At 39.2% G+C, this 18,009-nt stretch carries 21 protein-coding genes; 16 read left to right on the top strand and 5 right to left on the bottom strand.

Features of this window, described 5'->3' with window-relative positions; all coding sequences use genetic code 11:
• The first annotated feature begins 1 nt into the window (after position 1).
• The 5 genes from FPV17_RS17670 to FPV17_RS17650 are packed head-to-tail and all read left to right on the top strand — an operon-like array spanning position 2 to position 3,014.
• A complete protein-coding gene (locus FPV17_RS17670) occupies positions 2-346 on the top strand; it encodes a Na(+)/H(+) antiporter subunit C (RefSeq protein ID WP_035394712.1) in 345 nt (114 codons plus the stop codon).
• Positions 339-1,826, top strand: coding sequence for a Na+/H+ antiporter subunit D (locus FPV17_RS17665; protein ID WP_144560525.1), 1,488 nt, complete (start codon positions 339-341; stop codon positions 1,824-1,826). The genes FPV17_RS17670 and FPV17_RS17665 overlap by 8 nt, the downstream gene beginning before the upstream one ends.
• 39 nt (positions 1,827-1,865) lie before the next feature.
• The gene (locus FPV17_RS17660) at positions 1,866-2,348 is read left to right on the top strand and encodes a Na+/H+ antiporter subunit E (protein ID WP_035394710.1); all 483 of its coding nucleotides are present in this window, start codon (positions 1,866-1,868) and stop codon (positions 2,346-2,348) included.
• Positions 2,348-2,632, top strand: a complete 285-nt coding sequence (locus FPV17_RS17655; protein WP_035394708.1) for a Na(+)/H(+) antiporter subunit F1 — start codon at positions 2,348-2,350, stop codon at positions 2,630-2,632. Before FPV17_RS17660 ends, FPV17_RS17655 begins: the two co-directional genes overlap by 1 nt.
• Positions 2,610-3,014 (top strand): Na+/H+ antiporter subunit G, encoded by a 405-nt coding sequence (locus FPV17_RS17650; protein WP_060704810.1) that lies wholly within the window; start codon positions 2,610-2,612, stop codon positions 3,012-3,014. The genes FPV17_RS17655 and FPV17_RS17650 overlap by 23 nt, the downstream gene beginning before the upstream one ends.
• Here FPV17_RS17650 and FPV17_RS17645 read toward each other — a convergent pair.
• Positions 3,011-3,868, bottom strand: a complete 858-nt coding sequence (locus FPV17_RS17645) for a PRC-barrel domain-containing protein (protein ID WP_144559704.1) — start codon at positions 3,866-3,868, stop codon at positions 3,011-3,013. The two genes, FPV17_RS17650 and FPV17_RS17645, sit on opposite strands and share 4 nt — an antisense overlap.
• A 119-nt stretch (positions 3,869-3,987) precedes the next feature.
• Here FPV17_RS17645 and FPV17_RS17640 point away from each other — a divergent pair, with 119 nt between their 5' ends.
• From FPV17_RS17640 to FPV17_RS17615, 6 genes are all read left to right on the top strand, one after another.
• Positions 3,988-4,830 (top strand): SDR family oxidoreductase, encoded by an 843-nt coding sequence (locus tag FPV17_RS17640; RefSeq protein ID WP_186370645.1) that lies wholly within the window; start codon positions 3,988-3,990, stop codon positions 4,828-4,830.
• A 126-nt stretch (positions 4,831-4,956) separates the two neighbouring features.
• A complete protein-coding gene (locus FPV17_RS17635; RefSeq protein ID WP_035398693.1) occupies positions 4,957-5,925 on the top strand; it encodes a sugar phosphate isomerase/epimerase family protein in 969 nt (322 codons plus the stop codon).
• A 12-nt stretch (positions 5,926-5,937) separates the two neighbouring features.
• Positions 5,938-6,975, top strand: a complete 1,038-nt coding sequence (locus FPV17_RS17630) for a Gfo/Idh/MocA family protein (RefSeq protein WP_144559700.1) — start codon at positions 5,938-5,940, stop codon at positions 6,973-6,975.
• A 17-nt stretch (positions 6,976-6,992) separates the two neighbouring features.
• The gene (locus FPV17_RS17625; RefSeq protein ID WP_035398699.1) at positions 6,993-7,730 is read left to right on the top strand and encodes a sugar phosphate isomerase/epimerase family protein; all 738 of its coding nucleotides are present in this window, start codon (positions 6,993-6,995) and stop codon (positions 7,728-7,730) included.
• A gap of 144 nt (positions 7,731-7,874) precedes the next feature.
• Entirely contained in the window at positions 7,875-9,221 is a 1,347-nt protein-coding gene (locus FPV17_RS17620; RefSeq protein WP_144559698.1) for a dihydrolipoyl dehydrogenase family protein, read from the top strand.
• 18 nt (positions 9,222-9,239) lie between these two features.
• Positions 9,240-10,160: an MBL fold metallo-hydrolase gene (locus FPV17_RS17615; protein ID WP_246117063.1), complete on the top strand. Its 921-nt coding sequence runs from the start codon at positions 9,240-9,242 to the stop codon at positions 10,158-10,160.
• Positions 10,161-10,171: 11 nt separating this feature from the next.
• Here the strand turns inward: FPV17_RS17615 and FPV17_RS17610 are convergent, their stop codons facing one another.
• Positions 10,172-10,804: a YesL family protein gene (locus FPV17_RS17610; RefSeq protein ID WP_144559696.1), complete on the bottom strand. Its 633-nt coding sequence runs from the start codon at positions 10,802-10,804 to the stop codon at positions 10,172-10,174.
• An 83-nt stretch (positions 10,805-10,887) separates the two neighbouring features.
• Positions 10,888-11,196, bottom strand: a complete 309-nt coding sequence (locus FPV17_RS17605; protein WP_035398701.1) for a hypothetical protein — start codon at positions 11,194-11,196, stop codon at positions 10,888-10,890.
• A 271-nt stretch (positions 11,197-11,467) separates the two neighbouring features.
• Here FPV17_RS17605 and FPV17_RS17600 point away from each other — a divergent pair, with 271 nt between their 5' ends.
• Both FPV17_RS17600 and FPV17_RS17595 read left to right on the top strand, forming a co-directional pair.
• Positions 11,468-12,223, top strand: a complete 756-nt coding sequence (locus FPV17_RS17600; protein ID WP_035398703.1) for a M15 family metallopeptidase — start codon at positions 11,468-11,470, stop codon at positions 12,221-12,223.
• Between the two features lie 141 nt (positions 12,224-12,364).
• Positions 12,365-14,284 (top strand): LTA synthase family protein, encoded by a 1,920-nt coding sequence (locus FPV17_RS17595; protein WP_052008327.1) that lies wholly within the window; start codon positions 12,365-12,367, stop codon positions 14,282-14,284.
• Between the two features lie 162 nt (positions 14,285-14,446).
• Here the strand turns inward: FPV17_RS17595 and FPV17_RS17590 are convergent, their stop codons facing one another.
• Complete coding sequence (locus FPV17_RS17590) at positions 14,447-15,058, bottom strand: YitT family protein (RefSeq protein WP_246117062.1); 612 nt, start codon at positions 15,056-15,058, stop codon at positions 14,447-14,449.
• A gap of 97 nt (positions 15,059-15,155) precedes the next feature.
• Entirely contained in the window at positions 15,156-15,908 is a 753-nt protein-coding gene (locus FPV17_RS17585; RefSeq protein ID WP_144559694.1) for a rhomboid family intramembrane serine protease, read from the bottom strand.
• Positions 15,909-16,001: 93 nt separating this feature from the next.
• Between FPV17_RS17585 and acpS the strand changes: the two genes are divergently transcribed.
• The 3 genes from acpS to FPV17_RS22430 all read left to right on the top strand — a co-directional run bounded on the left by acpS (position 16,002) and on the right by FPV17_RS22430 (position 18,009).
• Complete coding sequence (gene acpS, locus FPV17_RS17580; protein ID WP_035398705.1) at positions 16,002-16,364, top strand: holo-ACP synthase; 363 nt, start codon at positions 16,002-16,004, stop codon at positions 16,362-16,364.
• Between the two features lie 115 nt (positions 16,365-16,479).
• Positions 16,480-17,502, top strand: a complete 1,023-nt coding sequence (locus tag FPV17_RS17575; protein WP_144559692.1) for a LolA family protein — start codon at positions 16,480-16,482, stop codon at positions 17,500-17,502.
• 300 nt (positions 17,503-17,802) lie between these two features.
• Positions 17,803-18,009 carry an antitoxin gene (locus FPV17_RS22430; protein ID WP_206698938.1) on the top strand — a complete coding sequence of 69 codons (207 nt, stop codon included), beginning with the start codon at positions 17,803-17,805 and terminating at the stop codon, positions 18,007-18,009.

Genomic DNA, 18,009 nt, shown 5'->3' with positions numbered 1-18,009 from the left:
TATGGAAACAATGATGTCGATTTTAGTTGGTATCTTAGTCACTGTTGCCACGTATTTAATCCTTTCTAAAAGTTTACTACGTGTCATTTTAGGAACAGCGATTATGTCGCACGCGGTTCATATGCTTATTCTTGTTATGGGTGGGTTCTCAAGAGATTCCAGTGCGCCTTTACTCGGTGAAGAGGCGGCTTCTTATACGGATGCACTGCCGCAAGCGCTCATTTTGACGGCAATTGTTATTAGTTTTGGTGTAACAGCCTTCTTTCTAGTGCTAGCCTATCGGACTTATAAAGAATTAAAGACCGATGATCTTACGAAATTGAGGGGACATGATAATGATGAGTAATTTATTAGTAATACCAATGGTCCTCCCATTAATTGTTGGAATCATATTGATCTTCCTACGCCCGTTTGTTAGGACTCAAAGAATTATTAGTTTTCTAACGATGCTCTTAACATTCGGTGTTTCCACATATTTATTAGTGGAAGTGCAACGCAATGGTATTCAAACCCTTGATTTCGGGGGCTGGGATGCTCCGTACGGAATAACATTCGTAGGGGATAGCTTTTCTCTACTATTAACCGCAACGGCTTATTTTATTGCAGCCATTGTGTTAATCTATGTGTTTGCAACAATTGGTGAAGAGAAAGAGAAGATGTTTGTCTATCCATTAATTCTTTTACTTTTAGCTGGTGTTGCGTGTTCGTTTTTAACTGGAGATTTGTTCAACTTATACGTAGGGTTTGAAGTAATGCTATTAGCATCATATGCATTAATTGTACTTGGTGGGGAAAAAGGACAATTAAGGGAATCCATTAAATACGTGCTCGTGAATGTATTTTCTTCTTTTGTATTCCTTATAGCGATTGCTTTCTTATATGGAACGTTAGGAACTCTTAATTTTGCTCAGCTTTCACTTCGAGTGGCAGAAGCAGGACAACCTGCACTTCTAACGACAATTGCGATTGTTCTTCTGCTTGTATTCAGTCTCAAAGCAGGCTTGCTTTTATATTTCTGGCTACCGGGGTCCTATGGTGCGCCACCAATGGGAATTGCTGCTCTATTCGGTGCTCTTCTTACGAAAGTAGGCATTTATGCGTTGTTTCGTGTATTTACCCTCTTGTTCTACCATGAGCCTGATATTACGCACACGTTAATTGGCATAATGGCTATCTTGACAATGATTGGAGGTTCAATCGGCGCCATAGCCTATAATGATCTAAGAAAAATCATTGCATATAATGTTGTCATAGCAGTTGGTTTTATTTTAAGTGGACTAGCGATTGCAAATCAAGCCGCTATTGAAGGATCTATTTTCTACCTTGTTCACGACATGATCGTTAAGGCGCTATTATTCCTGTTAATTGGTGCTACCATTTATTTATCAAATGTTGGTAGGCTCGATCGCGTTAGTGGTATGATACGAAACTATCCGCTACTCGGTTGGATGTTCTTTATTACGATGATATCACTCGCTGGGATTCCACCATTAAGTGGCTTTATCGGTAAAGTGTATGTTGCGCAAGGTGCAATTGAATCTGGTGCTTATGTTTTGCTTGCTTTCACACTTATATCGAGTATCTTTGTTCTTTATTCATTGCTACGTATCTTCAGAGCTGTTTTCTTTGGTGAATCAACGATTAGTAAAGAAGATATGCTTCCAATGAAAAAAGCCATGATCATTCCGAGTATCATTTTTGTGGCTGCTTCTTTTGCTTTAGGTTTTGGTGTAGAAGGAATTGCTGGGGTTGTAAGCGATGCTGCTGAAACGCTAATGAATCCAACAATCTACATTGATGCAGTTCTAAATCAAGGAGGCGCTTAACATGAGTGTGTTTTTAAGTGGAAGAGGAGGTATGGATGAATGTTTGGCCAACTCTTATTAAATATTTTAATTGCCTTCTTATGGGTCTTACTGCAAGACGAAGATACATTTGAATTTTCAACGTTATTTGCCGGTTTTTTAGTTGGTCTTGGGATTATTTATGTTATGAGAAGGTTCTTCTTTAAAGAGTTTTATTTAAAGCGTGCGTACTCAGGGCTTAAATTATTGTTGATCTTTAATCGTGAACTCATTAGTTCGAGTGTATTAATCATTCGTCAAATCCTTTCACCAAAATTGAATTTCACCCCAGGTATTTTCACGTATGAAACTAAGCTTAAAGGAGATTGGGAAATTACCGCTCTTTCGCTTTTAATAATGCTCACACCTGGTTCGGTGGTTGTTGAGATTTCACCATCAAATAATGTTTTTTATATCCACGCCATGGACGTTCCAGAATCGAAAAATGCTGTTCTGCGGGCGTTGACTAAATTCGAAAAGGCAATTATGGAGGTGACACGCTAATGTTTCAAGTCCTATTAATTATTGCTTTGTTCCTTTTCGCTACCGCAATTGGTATTGCAGCATTCCGCATCATTAAAGGTCCAAGTATGCCAGATCGTGTTGTTGCCCTTGACGCCATTGGCGTAAACCTTATTTCGGTTGCGGCAGTTGTCTCAATTGTTTTACAAACACGAGCCTTTTTAGAAGTGATCTTGATTATTGGGATATTAGCGTTTATCAGTACAATCGCTTTCTCTAAATTTATTGAGAGGGGGGTCATCATTGAGCGCAAGCGCGACAGGTGAAGCCATCGGAGCAATTTTAATACTTGCTGGTGCGATTATGGCTGTCATTAGTGCAGTAGGGATTATACGTTTCCCCGATGTATACACGAGATCACACGCAGGAACAAAAAGTGCGACATTAGCTGTGTTGCTAACGTTAACCGGTACCTTCTTTTATTTTTGGATGACGGATCAGTATATAAGTATCCGATTAATTTTAGGGATTGTCTTTGTCTTTTTAACAGCACCTGTAGCTGGACATTTAATTGTTCGAGCAGCTTATCGCTCAAAAGTACCGCTAACAGAAACAAGTGTTGAAGATGAATTAAAAGACGTATTAGAGCAAAAAGACTATCATGATCCTACTAAAAGCGAAGAAAAACAAAAAGAAGAAGGCCATTAGCCTTCTTCTTTTTTGTTATGCCAATACGGAGTTAAATTATAGTGATCAAATATGGCTTGTTCCGCACCTAAAGTAATGGTCTGATCGGTTGGGTGTTCTTCGGCCGATTCGATTTTATTTTTTTCAAGATTGATAATGAGGCTGTTATCAAACCATGCTACCTCTTTTATCGTTTGAACTGGAACGATAACAGGTTCTTTTTGCATAAACCCTCCAGTATCAATCACGATGTAGCGGACGGTCCAATTCCCACTATCAACATTTTGGTTATAATGGAGAACAAAGTCCATTACTTTTCCTACCTGACCGCCTTTAGCATGAACGTGATAGCCTTTTAGTTCGTCGAGGCTGAAAAGATGAACATTTTCTTGCTGGTTTCGATCCATTTTCTGTTCCTCTGCACCGGTACGAATGGCATCTTTTGTCTCTTCAGTATTCTGTTTATCATTTGGTACAAATACGGGTGGCACAAGTGGAGCTCCTGCAGTTGTATGGGTTCCGTAGCCAGCTGCAACTGGATGAGCTGGAACGGCCCAATATGTTGGCCAGCCATAGTGGTCACTTAATTCACGTTCATAATGTCGATGAATAGGAGCTGTTTCATCAGGCTTAGGGCTGTTTTTAATTTGCTCTTTTGTTGCATTAATACTAATCTGTTCTTTTTCTTCGTCAATGGCTGTAAACGCATCCACATTTAAAAGAACTTTTCCACCGAAAAACCAGGTGCGAGTGTCACCGACAAAATAGCGAACATGTAACGTATTGGAATCAATATAATAGTCGTCCAGTTGTCCAAGTTCACCGTCAGTAGCGTTCATTGTAAACGTACTTAATTTCTTTGCGTGAATTAACATGTTCATTCCTCCAGTCTTGTAGTACTATTGCTATAACCGTTTTCAGAAAAGTAAAACCATGACTTTCATTGTTTCGTTTTTAATAATTGAAGGAATAACTTACAGTAGGAGGGATACACATGAAGGTTGCAGCTGTAACAGGAGCAAATTCTGGGATGGGGAGAAGTGTTGCGCTCGTTCTAGCGAATAGTGGGATGCACGTTGTGATGCTCTGTCGAAATGAAAAGCGAGGAAAAGAAGCGCTGTCTTATATAGAACAACATAAAAAAAATGGAAGTGTCGAACTACAACTATGTGATCTCGGCTCATTAAGCAGTGTGAAGCAAGCTGCTAAAGCACTAAAAAAGAAGCACGCTTCAATTGATGTGCTTATTAATAATGCTGGCGTTGTCAATCCTAAGCGCAAGGAAACAGAAGATGGCTTTGAAATGCAAATGGGTGTGAATCATTTAGGTCACTTCTTGCTAACGAATCTTCTGCTCGATCAAATAAAACATTCAGAAGATGGGCGAATTATCATTGTGTCTTCTGGTGCACATGAATGGGCTCATTTCTATGAAAAAGATCCTCATTTGCATGAAGGATACAACGTTGCAAAAGGATACGGGCAGTCAAAGCTGTGTAACTTATTGTTTGCAAACGAATTAAAAGAAAGGTTAGCGGAGACAAATGTGTCTGTATTTACTATGCACCCAGGTGCTGTTTCAACGAATCTAGGAGTGGATCGTGCATCAGGCTTCGGGAAAGCAATCCATACATTGCTTCGTCCATTCTTTTTAACACCTAGAGAGGGTGCGGACACAATGCTTTATTTGGCTTTATCAGATAAAGTCAAAAAAGATGCAGGAAAGTACTTCATTAAAAGAAAGGTTTCAAAACCAGCAAAAATAGCGTTGGATCGAGAAGTAGCAATGAAATGCTGGGCCTGGAGTGAGAAACAGACAGGTTTACATCAGTTGTGAGAACGGCTTTTGCTGTTTTCACAACTTTTTTTTAAAAAGGGGGTTAAAATACAGACGTAAAAACAGTACAATAAAGAGGAATCTTACTAACGAAATATGAAATCGATTTCATAGGAGGAACCAAAAATGAAACTAGGTGTATTTACTGTTTTATTTTCTGAAAAGCCTTTCGAGGAAATGCTTGACCATGTAAAACGTTTAGGACTTGAAACTGTAGAGATTGGAACAGGTGGTTACCCTGGTACGGCCCACTGTAATCCTGCTGAGTTGTTAGAAGACGAAACAAAATTGAAAGCGTTTAAAAAAGCAGTTGATGACCGAGGTTTAACCATTTCTAGTCTAAGCTGTCATGGAAATGCCATTTCACCTGATGAAGCATTTGCAAAAGCATCTCATGAATCTTTTGTGCAAACGGTTAAATTAGCACAGGCGCTGCAGGTTCCAACTGTTACGACATTTTCAGGTACACCAGGTGCTTACGAAGGAGATAAACAACCAAACTGGCCTGTCGCCGCTTGGCCAAACGAGTATGGTGACATTTTAAAATGGCAGTGGGAAGAAAAGTTAATTCCATACTGGAAAGAGATGGCAGCGTTTGCAGAAGAACATGGTGTTAAGATCGCCTTAGAATTACACGGAGGCTTCCTGGTGCATTCACCTGCTACGCTATTAAAGCTACGCGAAGCGTGTGGTCCAGCTATCGGAGCAAATGTTGATCCAAGTCATTTATGGTGGCAAGGGATTGATCCAGTTGCGGCAATTAAAATCCTTGGAAAACAAGATGCGGTTCATTTTTTCCATGCAAAAGACACGTATATGGATCAAGAAAACATGAACATGCACGGTGTACTTGATATGCAATCGTATGCGAATCTTCAAGATCGAGCTTGGTATTTTAGATCGGTTGGGTATGGTCATGATTTAAAAACGTGGTCAGATATTATTAGTGCACTGCGCTTAGTCGGGTACGATGGTGCTATTAGTATCGAACATGAGGATGGATTAATGTCGATTGATGAAGGGTTCCAAAAAGCAGTTAGTAATTTACAACAAGTCTTAATGAAAGAGCCAGCTCCAAAGATGTGGTGGCTATAAGGAGGAAACAACATGAATAAACCATTAAAAGTTGCTGTTATTGGCTGTGGCTCCATTGCCATACACCGTCATGTACCAGAATATGCAGCAAATCCAAACGTTGAATTAGTCGCTTTTTGCGATTTAACTAAAGAGGTCGCTCAAAGAATGGCTGACCAGTACGGTGTAACGAATGTTTTTACTTCCCACAAAGAATTATTAGCAGAAGTCGATGTCGACGCTGTTAGTGTATGTACACAAAACGTGGACCACGCTAGTGTTTCGATTGATGCAGCAAATGCAGGTTGTCATGTTTTATGTGAGAAGCCAATGGCGACTTCGTTAGAAGAAGCACAGAACATGATTAAGGCTGCAAGTGAAAACAACGTCAAGCTTATGATTGGTCACAACCAACGGTTAATGCCGCCTCATGTGAAGGCAAAAGAAATTTTAACGTCTGGAAAACTCGGAAAAACGCTGACGTTTAAAACAACGTTTGGACACGGTGGAGCTGACTCTTGGAGTATTCAAGGAAAAGATACGTGGTTTCTTAAAAAAGAGAAAGCATTTGTCGGTGCGATGGGTGATTTAGGTGTTCACAAAATTGACCTCATGCGTTGGTTATTAGGTGAAGAAGTGTCGGAAGTGGCTGCATTTGTAAATACATTGCATAAAGAAGCGGATGTGGATGACAATGCAACAACATTATTGAAAATGGAAAGCGGCGCTATTGGTACGATGGCAGCGAGCTGGACCTATTACAAAGGTGAAGATAATACGACAACGATCTATGGTGAAAACGGTGTACTTGAGATTCGCGATCATCCAGAAGTCCAAGTCGTTGTAAAACTAACGGACGGCAGTGTTGAACAGTACTCAGTTGGCGCAATTGCAACGAACGATGCTGGTGGCCAAGTCGCAAGTGGTGTCATCGATGAATTTGTAACGTCGATTCTTGAGAACCGAGAGCCTGCTATTACAGGTGAAGAAGGAATGAAATCGTTACAAGTTGTATTAGCAGCACTTCAATCGTCGGAAACAAAATCGTTTGTAGCAGTAAAGGAAGTCTAACAAGGAGGACGAATAACATGAATGTCGGACTAGCGTTATATACTTTGCGAGATGAAATGGAAAAAGATTTTAAAGGAACCTTGGAGAAGGTTAAGCAAGTTGGCTATCAAGGAGTCGAATTCGCAGGCTTTGGTGATCATTCATCAAAAGAAGTGAAAGCGATGCTCGAAGAGATTGGATTAGAGCCTTGGTCTAGTCATGTTCCTCTTGAGAAGCTGCGTCATGAATTACAAAGTGTCATTGCGTTTCATAAAGAAGTAGGTACACCTTACATTGTCTGTCCCTACTTAACAGAAGAAGAACGTCAAACAAAAACAAACTACTTTGATTTGGCGGAAGAACTAGAGGAAATTGGCAATCAAGTCAGAGAAGCAGGAATGGTATTGTTGTACCATAACCATGACTTTGAATTCGATACATTTGACGACGAATTTGGATTGGACATTTTGCTGCGCAATACACGTACGTGTAATATGGCTCTTGAATGTGACACCTTTTGGGTCGAATATGCAGGTCATAAAGCAACAGAATATTTAGCTGCTCACGAAAATCGCGTCCCTATTATCCATGTGAAAGACATGAAAGATGGAAATATACCTTTTGCTGAAGTAGGGGAAGGAAAGCTTGATATTAAAGGAATTATTGAAGCTGCAAAAGCGGTTGGAACGAAATATTTTATTGTTGAGCAAGATGTGAGTGAACGTTCTCCACTTGAAAGCATTGAGATTAGTTTTAAAAATATCCAGTCTATGTAGCGAACAACAGGTAAGAAGCATTTGGCTTCTTACCTGTTTTTTTGTGATGTAAAATAGAGTGAACGTCTGGTATCGATATGATCGATCTTCTGTTTTTCAATAAAGGAATTAGGGAATAGCACTGCTAATAGAGGAGGAGTTAAGATGGCAGAATCATATGATGTTATCATTATTGGAAGCGGACCAGCAGCAATGGCTGCGGCTTTTCCATTAGCAGAAGCAACTAAGCGTGTTGCTGTTATAGAAGGAAATCGATTTGGAGGAACGTGTCCCAATTTCGGATGTGATCCTAAAAAGCTGCTGTACACTCGAAGTGAAGCAGCATGGCAAGCCGGGAAATTAAGAGGTACCGGTATAGATGGAACGACTTCCTTTAAGTGGGAAGATGCGATGAAGGAAAAAAACAATTATACAGACTCTGTTTATAAAGAGATTGAGCAAACGATGAAACAAGCAAACATTGATACTTATCACGGTTATGCGTCTTTCATCAATGAAGAAACTGTACAAATTGATACATTTACCTTATCAGCTCAAACGTTCATTATCGCAACTGGTCTTAAGCCATCATCCCTCCCATTTAAGGGGGCCGAGACGCTTCTAACGAATGAAGAATTCTTAAACCTTCCTTCGTTGCCGAGGTCAATCGCTTTTATCGGTGGTGGTTACATTTCATTTGAATTCGCTCATCTCGCTGCTCGAGCAGGTACGAACGTTCATATTATTGATTCTGGTGATCGTGGATTAAAAGCATTTGATCGAGACCACGTCCAAGCTTTAATAGAACAATCAGAAGCAATTGGCATTACCTTTCATTGGAATGAGGAAATTTCAAGTATTGAATCAAGCGATTATGAAGTTACAATAAGAACAGACAAACAAACACTTACCGTCGACAAAGCTGTTCATGGTGCTGGTCGAACACCGAATATAAAGAAATTAAATCTTGAAGCCGCAAATGTCGATTACGATGGAACTGGTATTCATGTTGATGGCACATTGCAAAGCGTTTCAAATCCAAGAGTGTATGCAGCTGGTGATGTAACAGCAACCCACTCGTTACCTCTAACACCTTTATCAAGTCAAGAAGGTTCAGTTGTTGTACACAATATTCTAGAAGAGCAAAAGAAAACTCTTCACCAAGGGGCAATGCCGTCCATTGTTTTCACGATACCGAAGTTAGCAAAAGTAGGGAAAACAAAGAAACAGCTTGATCAAGAGGGGATAGCGTATTATGTTAAGAACACATCGATGACAGACTGGCTCACTTATTCGATGATAAAAGAAGATCAAGCGTTAGCAAAAGTATATGTTTGTAAAAAAACTGGCAAGATTTTAGGTGCTGATTTTTTAACCGTCTATGCAGATCAATGGATCAATTTGTTTTCTCTTGCAATTCAACTAGAGTTAACGACAGAACAGCTTACATCCGTTCACTATACGTATCCATCTGTTTTAGGGGATAGTGGGAATGTGTTGCCAATTCAATAAAGTAGGTGTTGGTGAGAATTGAAAAAACAAAGATTTGAAAACCTGAATGGTGTGCAAAATCAACATCAATTAAAGGATTTTGTAAGCTGGTACCGAGAAAGAATGAGCAAGACAAAAGACTTAACAAAGACGATCGCTGTTAAGCACCAGCCAGATTATAGGCTAATTCACAATGCCAATGTAGATAGTTTAACATGGATAGGGCATGCGACTTTCTTGATCCGTATCAATGGACTAACAGTGGTAACAGATCCAGTTTGGACGAATTTTATGGGGACAACGAAGCGAAATGTACCAGTTACCATTCCTATTCAACATTTACCAGAAATAGATGTTGTCCTTATTTCTCACGGTCACTATGATCATTTGCATATTCAATCATTACGGCATTTACCTGGTGACCCACTTTTTTTAATACCTAGAGGGTTAAAGGCGCTTCTAAAGAAGAAAGGGTTTTTAGAAGAACGGATAGTGGAATTAGACTGGTGGGAAGAATGGTCAAATCAAAACGTTACGCTAACGTTTGTACCAGCGCAACATTGGGTGAAACGAGGCTTATTTGACACGAATACGTCACGATGGGGTGGTTGGGTCTTAGAGTCCACAGCTCAATCGCTATACTTTGCAGGTGATAGTGGTTATTTTGAAGGGTTCAAGCAACTACAAAAGATAAAGTCAATTGATTATGCGTTAGTTCCAATTGGCGCTTATGAACCTGAGTGGTTTATGGAGCTCGATCATATGAAACCGGAAGACGCGGTACAAGCATTTATTGATTTAGGAGCAAGTCATATGGTGCCGATGCACTATGGAACCTTTCGTTTAGCCGATGATACAGGACCAGAAGCTCTCGAACGGTTTGAACAAGCATGGAAAGAAAAAGGAATAAATGAAAAGAAAAAAAGCGTCCTACCCATTGGCGGTACGCTTCGTTTATAAGGCAGCTGATATTAAGCTGCTTGACTCTTTTGTTTTTCTTCGTTTCGAACAAACCCTGTGTGAGAAAACCACATCAACAAAAAGATGGGTATCGAGACTCCGAAGAATGGAAGCACTCCTGGAAATTGGAACATTAAAAACAGAACACCAGCACAAGTGATGAGCATGCCAATACTTAAAAACGGTCGCACAACCGTATGTAAAGCGGCATGCTTTAACAATTTAAAGACGGATAACTCGTAGTGAACAAACGCACTAAAAGCATAAAAGCAGGTGAGGATATAGATAAACGTCAAAATGAGTAAAGGGAACGCTAATAACTGTACGTAAGGGTTTGCCGATTGATAAATAAAAACGAGATCAATATACAGCACGAAGCCGATAATCGTTAAACAAAGACCCATTATTTGAACTTTCAAATAATCTTTTTTAAAATAGTGGACAAAGGTTTTGAAAATTGGAAGATCTGTTTCGCCTCGAATCCACTGTCTTGTTACTGCAAATGCAGCTTGAGTAGCTGGAAATAAGCCTCCAACAACAAGTCCTCCTACAGTAAATAGAATCCAAAGCAAATTAATGGCTGCTAATCGCATGATCCATTCAGCGATACGGTATACGCCACCCATAAGTCCATTCATTTCCATCTGAAGAACCACCTCTTTATTTGTGAAAGCGTTATCGTTATTGTACCACAAAAAAAGAGCGCATACGCCCTCTTTTCGCTCTTTTATTTCAAGTCTTTGACAACCTCTTTCGTTTCCACTGTTCCAAGGTCGTAAATAATCGTATAAAGTTCTTGAAGTTCGTTATCCGTCATTTCTTTATCTTCATCTGCTTTTTTTTCTTGAAAAGGACGCTGGAAAATTTCTTCTTGACGAAAATCTTCCGACTTTAACTGCTCAATTATTGCTTGAATGCGGTCAACCTCTTCTTGATTCGCATAAATTTCGTACTGAATGGTATTATCAGGTATTTTTTCTTTTGCAATTTTCATCATAGCCATATCAACTGTTACATAAAAACGCTCTCGATTCATTGTCTATCCACCTCATTTGTAATAGTCGTTTAATTCCTGTACCCTTTTTCGTTGGCACTTACACATAAAAGAAGAGGTTTAGTGTTTAAAAACAAGGGTATCGAAAGGAAAAGCCGATTCCCTTAAACTGGCTAAAAAACCAACCTCTATCTCTTCATAAAGTCGTTTCTTCATGCATATCCTAAATAGAATAAAATGGTGGACAAGATTGAAAAAACCCGAGAAGTCCTTTACTATTAGACGATAAGAATAGAGAGCAAGGATGAGTGGGATGAAAAACTATTGGATACCTGCAGTTATTATTAGTGCTTTATTAGCAGGGTGTTCTCCTTCAGAAGATGAGGCAGAGCAAGTGACTGAAGAAGAAAAAATGCCAGAAGCGGAACTTGCTGATGGCGATAACCGTATAATTGAATTAAATGATGTGATCACTGTGCAAGGTGATCCAATTATACAAAATCCGGAGAATATTGAAGCGAATGTTAATTTGGATAATCGGTTACCAGTTGATTATGAGCCAGCTGATTTGGTTGTTCCTGATGTACGCAGACCGTACGAAGGCATACAGGAGCGATCGTATTTACGAGAAGAAGCAGCAGATGCTCTTGAACAACTCTTCTATGAGGCTGAATTGAATGGACATATCCTTTATGCGAACTCAGGGTTTCGTTCGTTTGAACGTCAGTATGAGTTGTTTAAAAATCAACAAATTCAAAGTGGGCTTGATCAAACATTAGTCGCACAACCTGGTTTTAGTGAACATCAAACCGGTTTGGCAATGGACGTTTCGTCTTCTAGCGTGAACTTCGGTTTAACGGAGGCTTTTGGAGATACAGAAGAGGGTATTTGGATTGAAGAAAATGCTCATCTATTTGGCTTTATCGTTCGTTACCCTGAAGGAAAGCAAGAAATAACAGGTTATAGCTATGAGCCATGGCACTTACGCTATGTGGGTACGATTGCCAATGAGATTTATGAACAAGGCGTTTCGTACGAAGAATTTATTGAAAATGTAAAGAAAATGTAAAACCAGTGTGAAAATTTCTTATGTCCGTGGAATGGTATTCAAGGTGAATGATTTTTGATAAACTTATTCTTTGTAGAACCCAACAACTAGATAAAAAAGAAAATAAGGGTCACACTCGTGTTATGAGAGGAGACTAACGATATGACCAAGATTAAAGCGGGCTTTAGACGATTAAAGTTTTTTTGGCTTGCTGTCGTTCTATTGTCGCTAACAACGTATATTCTCTATAAAATATCGTTTACAATTCCAACTGAGAATATGATGCAAGAGTTTTTATTGTTTATAAACCCGATTAGTTCATCCATACTGCTTTTAGCGATTGCCCTATTATTTAAGAATCGAGCACGAAATATCATGATTGTTGTGCTTTCTTTTATTGGTTCTTTTATTTTGTACGGCAATCTAATGTTTTATCGTTTTTATTCAGATTTTTTAACATTACCTGTATTGTTCCAGACAAACAATATGCAGGATTTATCATCAAGTGTATTTGAATTAATGAACATTTGGGATCTCTTCATTTTCTCAAATGTATTTATCCTTGCTTATTTTGTGTTTAGACAAAAAGTACCTGTCGTAGGCCGTCTTAAGCGTGAACCGATTTTGCTGTTTTCCCTATCCATTCTTCTTTTCTTAGGGAATCTAACACTAGCTCAAACGGAAAGACCACAGCTTTTAACACGTTCCTTTGACCGTGATATGTTAGTGAAGAACATTGGTGTGTTTAATTTTCATTTGTATGATGTGTTTCTGCAGTCACAGTCTAGGGCTCAGCGTGTACTAGCAGATAGCTCTGACATAGTTGAAGTTCAAAACTATGTACAAGCAAATCATAAAGAACCTAACTCTGAGATGTTTGGTACAGCTGAAGGCAAAAATGTCTTCATGATTTCTTTAGAATCTCTACAGTCCTTCGTTATCGATAATGATTTAAACGGAGAAGAGATTACACCGTTTTTAAATGAACTGAAAGAAAACAGCTATTACTTTGAGAATTTTTATCATCAAACAGAACAAGGGAAGACGTCTGATTCAGAATTTATTGTAGCAAATTCAATGTTTGGGCGTAGTAGTGGTGCGGTTTTCTTTACCCACGCACAGAATGAATATAACGCGACACCAAATATTCTAGGTGAGAATGGTTATTATACGTCAGTCATGCATGCAAACAATCGGTCATTTTGGAATCGAGATATTGTGTATGATTCACTTGGATACGATAAGTTTTATGACGTTGAATACTATGATGTAACAGAAGAGAATTCAATTGGTTGGGGTTTGAAAGATCGTGAATTCTTTGAGCAATCAATTGAGCTATTACAAGAGCAACCGAAACCGTTTTACACAACGTTTATTACATTAACGAATCATTTTCCGTTTGAATTAGGTGAAGAAGATAAGATGATTGCGGAAGGGGAATTTAGAAGCGGAACATTAAATCGTTATTTCCCAACAGTTCGTTATATGGACTATGCTGTGGAGCAATTCTTTAACGACATTAAAGAAGCTGGCTTGTATGAGGATTCCATCTTTATTTTATACGGTGATCACTACGGGATCTCTACAAATCATAATGGATCAATGGCTGAGTACTTAGGAAAAGAAGAGATTACGCCTTTTGATACGATTCAATTACAGCGTGTACCTTTGTTTATTCACATTCCTGGCCATGAGGGTGAAACCATTGACACAGTTGGTGGACAAATTGACGTTCAACCAACGCTTATGCATTTACTAGGTATGAGTACGAAGGAAGATATTCAATTTGGGTCAGATTTGTTTGCGCCTGAGAGAGATTCGTTTGCTGTTTTACGGAATGGTTCATTTATAACAGATGATGTCGTTTGGACGAATAACACTTGTTACAATAAAGAAACAGGAGAACCGATTGAAGAGGAAGAGGGAGTAGATGCGTGTGGTGAATACGCTGAGCGTGCCACGTCAGATCTCGAGTACTCTGATAAGGTGATTTACGGAGATTTATTACGTTTCTTTGAACCAAATAACGAAAACCTTACGGATGAAGAAAACCGTCACGATGATAACGAAGAAGATGAATAAAAAAAGGCGTCGCAATTGCGACGCCTTTTTTGTACAATATGGTTTGAAAAGAGGTGGTTGTTAAATGAAGAAAAGCAATCGATTTTGGTTTATTTTAATTGCAAGCGTTGCTGTAGTGTATGGAGCACTTTACTGGATTTTTTCAGGTGATTTACAGCTGCCTTAAATACTTAAAGGAGGTCTAGGGTGGGCATTGACCCCTCCGACAGCTGTAATAACAGTTGTAGCGAAACCTGTTGCAATCACAGCGATAGTCGACAAGATAATTTCATCAAATGTAATGACGGGTATACCGGCGACAACTGCAGCTAGATCAAAGCCAACAATGAGGACACCCACATTCCAAGTGGTTTTCGCTGAAATCATTTGCGCTAAGAGATCAAAACCGCCTGTACTAATATCGAGCAAAAACATAATGCCGGCACCGACGCCAAGCATTAAACCACCGAGTACGGCGCTAGTTAAAGGACCAAGGATAGGTGTTTCAGGAATAAATGCAGCAAAGAAATCGATCATGAGTGATGAAACAATGACACCTGCCAATGAATTGAAAAAAAATGGTCGATAATACATCCATGCTAAAATATAAATAGGGATACTGACAACGATAATGGTCATTCCCACTGGAACGTTCCACAAATAGTGGGCAATTAATCCGACTCCAATAATGCCACCATCTAAAAGATGATAAGACACGAAGAAGAAATTAATTCCTACACTTATTAGGAGACAGCCTAAAAATAATACGAGTACATAACGTAATCCTTTTCCCACTTTATCACCCTCACACAACAATTAGCCAAGCTCATTTATACATATGCGGACAACTCTATGACTATGCTGACCGGTCGTGTGAGAGGATTGCGGTTTATTACTGAGGAAGGGACTGGAGGAAGACAAATCCTAAAAATAGAAGAATGCCGACTACTAGAAGCACTTTTTTTATTTTTCGGTTACGTCCACGGTTTTTCCAGCGATCTGGATTAAACGAGACCTCATCATCATCAAAATAAGCTTTTCGTGTACGTGTTCGATAGACAAATGGCGTTGATGCACCAATTAAAAACAATGGCGCAAGTAAACCACCGGATACAAGACCAAAAATATGACCAGTTATGCTTATACTAGGGTTAAGGAAGGTCATAATAACACCAATAATAACTAACGGCACGATAATCTGAGACGTTTGTCTACTAATGAGATCTTCACGATACAAATAAATGAACAAGTAAACACCGAACAAGCCATAAATAGAGCCAGAAGCACCAAGATGCATGTAATAACTATGTTGTAAATAAAAGGTAACAATGTTCGCTAAAATACCGGGTAGTAGAAATAGTAAAAGGAATTTCCATTTCTTCATCATTGATTCGAGGGCCGGTCCGAATATGAGAAGCGCGCCCATATTAAAAGCAAGGTGAATGAGGTCATTATGGAGAAAAATAGGCGTGATTAGCCTCCAATACTCTCCATATTCAATGGCCAAATTAAAACCGACCCCTCTTTCACGAATAATAGGAAAGAACATCATCAGAATAAAAATAAGTAGGTTTACAGCGATAATGGTTGTAACAACTGGGTAATTCCTCGTATAGGAAGAAAAAGTTTCATTTCTAAAAAACATAAGCAAGCTCCTTTTACATAGAATCTTCATCCTTATTCTATTGCTATTATACCAGTTCCATTCCAAGACCAACACAAAGAAGGGTGGCATAAAATGATTATCGGAACAGGTATTGATATTATTGAAATTGACCGCATCCGGAACCTGGTGCTACGTCATCCAGAGCGTTTTATCGAACGCATCTTAACAAAGCAAGAATACGAACGAATTGCGTCTGCCGGTGAAGCGAGGAAAATTGAATATATTGCTGGACGATTCGCGGCAAAAGAAGCATACGCCAAAGCAATCGGTTCTGGAATTGGACGTCATCTCTCGTTTCAAGACATTGAAATTTTAGCGAGTGAGACAGGAAAACCTGAGATTTGGTTTAAACGACAAAAAAAAAATAAATGCCATCTATCCATTACTCACTCGAAGGAATACGCCTTTGCGCAAGTCATTCTAGAAGATTCCTAAAAACTTGTCACGACTTGTCTGCATATTGCTTGGACCCCGCTCATATAGTTTACAGCAACAGGGGTATTGGATTTTGTCCAATCGCCGAATGTGAGCTGAAGGGGTGAATGGTAAGATGAGAAAAAAGATGTGGCTTTCACTAGTGGCTGCTTTTATGGTGGTCATTTTAGTAGGATGTGGAGAGAAATCGCAAGAAGATGTACTAAACGATGTTGATAAGGCGTTAGAAGAAACAACAAGTTACACATCAAAAGCAACCATGCAGTTAGCAACAGGTCAAGAGCCGCAAACGTATGACGTTGAAGTGATGCAAAAGGATCAATCGTATTATAAGGTGGATTTGAAAAATACAACCAATGATCAAAGCCAAATTATTTTAAAAAATGACGAAGGTGTATTTGTTCTTACACCGGCTTTAAACAAAGTATTCCGCTTTCAAAGCGATTGGCCAAAAACAAGCAGCCAAGCTTATTTGTATGAATCGTTGTTAAAAGATATTAGCTTAGGTGCTGATATGGAATTTTCACAAGACGACGACTTCTATATTTTTAAGACGGCAACCATGTACCAAAATAAAAATTTGAATAGCCAAGAAATTCGTCTACACAAAAAGGATTTGAAGCCAGCCTCTGTCAAGATAATGGATGCAGACGAAAAAGTGCTTGTAGATTTAACGTTTACAGAATTTGAAAAGAATCCTACTGTTGCGGCAGAAGAATTCGAAACGGAGAAAGTCATGACAGGTGCACAAATGTCAGAACCGACAATGGCTGATCCAGAAGAAGAATTAAATGAAGAGTTCCGTATTTACTACCCTGAATTTGTTCCAGATGGCGTTAATGATCAACCAGAAGAGGATCAAGTTGAGACTGGAGACCGTACGACCTTTGTACAACAGTATACAGGTGAAAAGTCGTTTACGCTTATTCAAGAGCAAGCGCAAGTCGTTCCTGCATCTACTCCGCAGAATCTAGTGTCAGCGAAAGTGGTTGACCTTGGCTTTGCTGTAGGAATTCAAGTAAATGATACCATTATGTGGTCCCACAATGGTTCAGATTTCTCCTTATTATCACAAGATATGGAGATGGATGAGCTGATTGAAGTAGCACGTTCAGTTGTTGCTGTTGGCGAAAAGTAATTGACTACTTAAAGAGACACTTGATAACAACCAGGTGCGGAGTAATCTCTGTGCCTGGTTTTTTCCTTGTTTTCTTGCTTTTTTAACGGAAGACATCTAAATGTTTGGTTCACTGCATAGATTAACAAGAGTGGGTAATGATAGGCTTAAGATAAACGCGATGTTAGATGAAATTACACGATTACTCATCTTTTTTAAAAAGAGGCTTTGCAAAGTAATGGTGGGGATGCTATGATGAAACATGTATATTACTCGAGTAGAAGAAACGGACTAATTCGGCTGTCTTAAGCCATACACTGATTGAATGAGGTGGACATTGTGCTTGAACAAGAAAAATGGAATGATCCAAGATTAAAAGACCGTGCTGAACTAAAGGCTGAAATTCGCGAATCGATGCAACAAGGCTATATGGAAATGGCAAAGATTAATCTAACCATTGCATCAGAAGCTTTTCTTGCTGAGGAGGAAGCTAATCATACGCTGACACGTCTCGTTAGCGGGGTGTAG

This window comes from Shouchella miscanthi, from assembly GCF_007725405.1.
Lineage (GTDB): Bacteria > Bacillota > Bacilli > Bacillales > Bacillaceae_D > Shouchella > Shouchella hunanensis.
Note: the sequence above shows the minus strand (reverse complement) of the source record. Positions and strands in the feature narration are given on the sequence as shown.